The organism is Burkholderia sp. 3C (assembly GCF_054589155.1).
The window spans coordinates 175353-180921 of sequence record NZ_BAAILN010000136.1; the positions used below are offsets into that span (position 1 = coordinate 175353).

The window sequence follows — 5569 nt, forward strand, 5'->3', positions numbered from 1 at the left end:
CCCGTTGTTCGCTTTCTTGACCTTGGCCTGACCGTAGATCCATGCCGCCGCCGCGGCGATGTCGCCTGCCTCGCGCAGCGCGCCGTCACGCGGTGCGGCACCGTGCAACCTGGTGTTTTGCGTAGGAGCGCGCGTTGCCGCGCTCACTGGAGACCGACCATGACTCAATCCTCCCCGTCGCGCCCCGACGGCCACGAGCCGCGCCTGAAGCGCACGCTCGGCCTGCCGTCCGTGCTGTTGTTCGGCCTGGCCTACATGGCGCCGCTGATCGTCTACGGCACCTACGGCGTGCTGGCCGGCGCGAGCCAGGACACGGCCGCGCTGGCCTATCTGCTGGCGCTGATCGCAATCGTGTTCACGGCCCTGAGCTACGGCAAGCTCGCGCGCCTGTTCCCGGTGGCAGGCTCTGCCTACACCTACACGCGCAAGACCTTCAACGCGCATCTCGGCTTCATGATCGGCTGGGCCACGCTGCTCGATTACTTCTTCCTGCCGATGGTGATCTGGCTGATCGGCGCGGCCTATCTGGGCGCGGCGTTTCCGTCGATTCCTGCGTGGGTGTGGATCGTCGCGTTCATCGTGCTGACGAGCGGCCTGAACATCCTCGGCATCGAGCTGGCAAACCGCTTCAACATCGTGCTGATGGTGGTGCAACTGGTGATCGTCGCGCTGTTCGTGGCGCTGTGCTGCCACTACGCGATGGCGGCCGCCGGCCCCGGCGGCATTCTCGCCGCGCAGCCGTTCTTCAATGCGCACGTGCCGCTGTCGGCCACCATGGCCGGCGCCGCGATCGCCGCGTATTCGTATCTGGGCTTCGACGCGGTATCGACGCTGACCGAGGAAACCGTCAACCCCGAGAAGACGATTCCGCGCGCCATCGTGCTGATCGCGCTGATCGGCGGTGCGATTTTCGTGATCGCGGCCTACACGCTGCAACTGGCGCATCCGGGCGCGGTGTTCAAGGACCCCGATTCGGCCGCGTTCGAGATCGCCAAGAAGGTGGGCGGCGATATTTTCGTGTCGGTGTTCCTGGCCGGGCTGATCCTCGCGCAGTTCGCCTCGGGCATCTCGGCGCAGGCCAGCGTCGGCCGGCTGCTCTACGCGATGGGCCGCGACGAGGTGCTGCCGCGCCGCATCTTCGGCTACATCCACCCGCGCTTCCAGACGCCCGCGCTCAATATCGCGTTCGCCGGCGTGATCGGGCTGATCGCGCTGAAGCTCGACGTGGCCACCTCCACCTCGTTCATCAACTTCGGCGCGTTCCTCGCGTTCACCTCGGTCAACCTGTGCGTGATGCGCCAGTATTTCGTGCTGCCGCCCGCGCAGCGCCGCTTCGGCGCGATCGGCGGGCTGCTGTTCCCGGCGCTCGGCGCGATCGCCGATATCTGGCTGCTCGTGAGCCTGGAGAAATCGGCGCTGGTGCTCGGCGCGATCTGGTTCGTGCTCGGCCTGGTCTACCTGGGTTGGCTCACGCGCGGTTTCCGCCAGGCGCCGCCGGAAATGGCCGTCTGACCGGCCGAGAAGGGCGGGCAGCGAACGAGCAGGGAACGGGGCAGGGGCGCGCCGGGTGTGACGCCCTGCGCGTTGCGCGCGGCCCCAGTACAATCACGGCCTCGCGCGCAATGCGCGGGGCCGTTCCGTTTGGGGCACGGCCCTTTATGGAAAGGAAGCGCAAGTGATTGACCTGTCGACGCTCGGCACATTCATCGTGATCATGTTCGGACTGTTCCTGGTGCCGGGGCCGGCCGTGCTGATGGTGCTGTCGCGCACCGCGCAAGGCGGCTGGCGCGCCGGCGTGATGGCGAGCGTGGGCTGCGCGATCGGCGACATCGTCCATACGCTCGCGGCCGGGGCCGGGCTGTCGGCGCTGCTGATGACGTCCTCGATCGCGTTCAATGCCGTGAAATACGTGGGCGCGGCGTATCTGTTCTACCTGGGCTGGCGCTCGTGGCGCGAGCCGGCGCCGAAGCTGGCCGCCCAGGCCCCGGCCGCCGATGGCGCGCCGCCGGTACAGCAGGATGTGTCGCCGGTGCGCGTGTGCGGCCAGGCGATCCTGACCGAATTGCTCAACCCGAAGACGGCGCTGTTCTTCATCGCGTTCCTGCCCCAGTTCGTGCATCCCGAGAACGGGCATGCGTTCTTCCAGTTCGTCGAGTTGGGGGTGCTGTTCGCGGTGTTCGGCACGCTCTATACGTCGATGCTGGTATTCGCGCTGCGGCCGCTGCGTCACATGCTCGGCAAGCTGCCGCTGCTGCGCCGCCTGCAGGGCAAGCTGATCGGCTCGATGCTGATCGGGCTCGGCGTGAAGGTCGCGGCGCAGACGCGCTGATTGCGATTTCTCCTAGGTGACTATCGGCGCTTTCCGATTCAACGCGCGCCGCGAGTTCACTAACATCGAAAGGTTTTGATCGTGCCGGGTGCGAGCCGCCTGGCGTATTGATACCTTTAGAGGGAGTCCGCCGTGATCGACGATTTCGAACACTGCCAGCAACGGATCGACACGATTCAGCAGCAACTCGCGGAGGACAAGCTCGCGGTGTCCAGCACCGTGCTGGCCGATATTCGCGAATGCGTGCGCATGTTCGGCTTTACCTCGCAGGATATCTTCGGCGATGCCGCCGGCCCACGGCCGTCACGCGCCGTGGAATGAGGCAAGCAGGGTGCGCTGCGTCGGCGGGTGCCCAGCGCTTCAAGCCAACTCGTTCAAGCTCCGCCGTTCGCGCGCCGCGCTTCGCGTTCGTTTCCCGATTCCGCTTTCACGCCTCGCCTCGCGCTTCAACCCGCCGCTCAAGCCATCCTCAACCACCGCAGCCAATGCTCGAGCAGTGCATCGCGCTGCCACGCCGCCTGCGCAAGCCATAACGCGCCGATCCACGCGACCGTCACCACGATCAGGTCGCAACGGCCGCTTTTCCACCAGTTCAGCGAGTGACGTTGCAGGATCCACGGCACGCCGAGCGGGTTCGGCCAATCCGCGAGCAGATGCATGAGTCCGCCGCACGCGAAGCCGAACAGCGGCGGCGCCCACGCATGCTGCGCGGCCACGGCGCGATCGGCGAACCACAGCAGCGCGATCCAGCCGATGCCCCAATGTGTCGCCGTGCGATGTTTGATCCACAGCCGCCGCTTGCGCGTCCACCAGGCCACTTCGAGCCAGTCGGGCGCGGTGCCGCCGGCCACGCCGCCGAGGAAGGCGGCGAAGCTGCCGGCGTGCCATGCGCCGGCGGCGCCGGCCTGCCAGACGAGCGCGGCGGCGATCAAACCGGCTGCCCAGCCGGTCGCACGATGAGCGTTATGTGAAGCCATGCGGGGAAACGTGCGAAGGTGCGCTGCAAAAAATCCGGGGCGCCATCTTCTCAGATCGGCACCGCGTGCGGATCATCTGCGGCGGAATATTTCTCTGCGCGCATGAATTGCATCTAACGGTCGCTAACGCGCAAAAGCCCTGCATTCAGCACTGAAAGTTGCATTGCACCATCGTGTCTCAAGCATTTTTTTCAAGTTCCGGAACATGCTATAAGCGGCGAGACGGCCTTTTTCCAGCACGCCTGTATTCACTCATGAGGGATGCGCAATGAACGTTACGTTCCAACGTTTCAGGATTTCCGTCGTCGCAGCTTGCGCCGGCGTCGCCGTTTCGGGCTTCATGCCCGCCGCCCCCGCGCTCGCCAAGACACCGTTGCATGCGCAACTAACTGGATCGGCGGTAGCGGTCGCCGACAAATACAGCGCCGACGCCGCCGAGAAAATCTTCAAGGAAGGCGGCAACGCGGTGGACGCCGCCGTGGCGATCGCGTTCACGCTGGCGGTCACGTACCCCGAGGCCGGCAACATCGGCGGCGGCGGTTTCATGACGCTCTACGTCGACGGCAAGCCGTACTTCCTCGACTACCGCGAAAGCGCGCCGCTCGCCGCCACCAAGGACATGTATCTCGACAAGGACGGCAACGTCATCAAGGGCATGAGCCTGTACGGGCCGCGCGCGGTGGGCGTGCCGGGCACCGTGTCGGGCATGTGGGAAGCGCAGAAGCGCTTCGGCAAGCTCAAGTGGCAGCAGGTGCTCGCGCCGGCCATCCATTACGCGAAGGACGGCTTCATGGTGGACGAGCAACTCGCGCAACGTGGCGCGGACGCCTCCAAGGAATTCGACGGCAAGACCAACTTCGACAAGTTCTTCGGCGCGATGAAGGCCGGCACGAACTTCAAGCAGCCCGACCTGGCCAACGTGCTGCAGCGCATCTCGTCGCAGGGCGCGAAGGGCTTCTACGAGGGGCCGACGGCCGCGAAGATCGCCGCCGCGATGCAGCCCGGCGACGGCCTCATCACCGCCGAGGATCTCGCGCAGTACAAGGCGGTCTGGCGTCAGCCGGTCGAGGCGAACTGGAACGGCTATCACGTGATCACCGCGCCGCCGCCGAGTTCGGGCGGGGTGGGGCTGGTGCAGTTGCTGAAGATGAAGGAGGATCGCGCGGCCGACTTCAAGGGCGTGCCGCTCAATTCGGCGCAGTACGTGCACCTGGTGGCCGAGATCGAGAAGCGCGTGTTCGCCGATCGCGCGCAATACCTCGGCGACCCCGATTTCTACAAGGTGCCGGTGGCGCAGTTGACCGACGACGCCTATATCGCCAAGCGCGCGGCCGAGGTCAATCCGGTTTCGCCGTCCGACACGCAGAGCGTGAAGCCGGGCCTCGGCACCACGATGCCGGAGAAGGCCGAAACGACGCACTTCTCGGTGGTGGACAAGTGGGGCAACGCGGTGTCGAACACGTACACCATCAACGGCTATTTCGGCTCGGGCGTGGTGGCGGAAGGCACCGGCATCGTGCTCAACGACGAGATGGACGACTTCTCCGCGAAGCCGGGCGTGGCCAACATGTTCGGCGTGGTGGGCAGCGACGCGAACGCGATCGAGCCGAAGAAGCGGCCGCTGTCGTCGATGTCGCCGACGATCCTGACCCAGGACGGCAAGGTGGCGCTGGTGATCGGCACGCCGGGCGGCTCGCGCATCTTCACCTCGATCTTCCAGGTGATCACCAACGTCTACGATTTCGGCATGCCGCTGAAGCAGGCGGTGGGCGCGTTCCGCTTCCATCACCAGTTGCTGCCGCCGAACACGATCTTCTGGGAGCCGTACCACCCGATCACGGGCGAACTGGCGCAGCAGATCGAGGCGAAGGGCTACACGCTGAAGGGGCAGGATTTCAGCGGCGATATCCAGGTGATCCGCGTTGACGGCAAGACGCCCGAAGCGGCGGCCGATCCGCGTGGGCGTGGTGTGACGCGTATCGTGCGCTGAGGGCGCTGAGGGCGCTGAGGGCGGTGGGTGCGCTGAGGGCGGTGGGTGCGCTGAGGGCGGTGGGTGCGCTGAACGCGCTGAACGCGCTGAACGCGCTGAACGCGCCGAACGCGCCGAACGCGCCGAACGCGCCGAACGCGCCGAACGCGCCGAACGCGTGACAGGCGTTCAGTGCTCAAGTGCCTTGCGAGCGTTAAATGCGCCCGACATGACCGGCGCAGGCCGATGCGGTGACGATCCCGCATCCGGCCTGCGCCGGTTTTTCTTTTCCCC

General features: G+C 66.2%; 5 protein-coding genes. 4 read left to right on the forward strand and 1 reads right to left on the reverse strand.

The window, feature by feature from the left end; genetic code table 11:
* The first annotated feature begins 159 nt into the window (after positions 1–159).
* The 3 genes from ACYP33_RS28795 (at position 160) to ACYP33_RS28805 (ending at position 2650) form a co-directional block, all read left to right on the forward strand.
* Positions 160–1512, forward strand: coding sequence for an APC family permease (locus ACYP33_RS28795; protein WP_459624783.1), 1353 nt, complete (start codon positions 160–162; stop codon positions 1510–1512).
* A gap of 163 nt (positions 1513–1675) precedes the next feature.
* Complete coding sequence (locus tag ACYP33_RS28800) at positions 1676–2329, forward strand: LysE family translocator (protein ID WP_459624784.1); 654 nt, start codon at positions 1676–1678, stop codon at positions 2327–2329.
* Between the two features lie 132 nt (positions 2330–2461).
* Positions 2462–2650 (forward strand): hypothetical protein, encoded by a 189-nt coding sequence (locus ACYP33_RS28805; protein WP_459624785.1) that lies wholly within the window; start codon positions 2462–2464, stop codon positions 2648–2650.
* A 137-nt stretch (positions 2651–2787) separates the two neighbouring features.
* Here the strand turns inward: ACYP33_RS28805 and ACYP33_RS28810 are convergent, their stop codons facing one another.
* Positions 2788–3306, reverse strand: a complete 519-nt coding sequence (locus ACYP33_RS28810) for a metal-dependent hydrolase (RefSeq protein ID WP_414441382.1) — start codon at positions 3304–3306, stop codon at positions 2788–2790.
* A gap of 268 nt (positions 3307–3574) precedes the next feature.
* On the opposite strand from ACYP33_RS28810, the gene ggt reads away from it, so the two are divergent.
* Complete coding sequence (ggt, locus tag ACYP33_RS28815; protein ID WP_414448072.1) at positions 3575–5296, forward strand: gamma-glutamyltransferase; 1722 nt, start codon at positions 3575–3577, stop codon at positions 5294–5296.
* Positions 5297–5569 lie beyond the last annotated feature (273 nt).

Coding starts and splice junctions, on each gene's coding strand:
- ACYP33_RS28795 (WP_459624783.1), top strand. CDS start 160: ATGACTCAATCCTCCCCGTCGCGCCCCGACGGCCACGAGCCGCGCCTG.
- ACYP33_RS28810 (WP_414441382.1), bottom strand. CDS start 3,306: ATGGCTTCACATAACGCTCATCGTGCGACCGGCTGGGCAGCCGGTTTG.
- ggt (WP_414448072.1), top strand. CDS start 3,575: ATGAACGTTACGTTCCAACGTTTCAGGATTTCCGTCGTCGCAGCTTGC.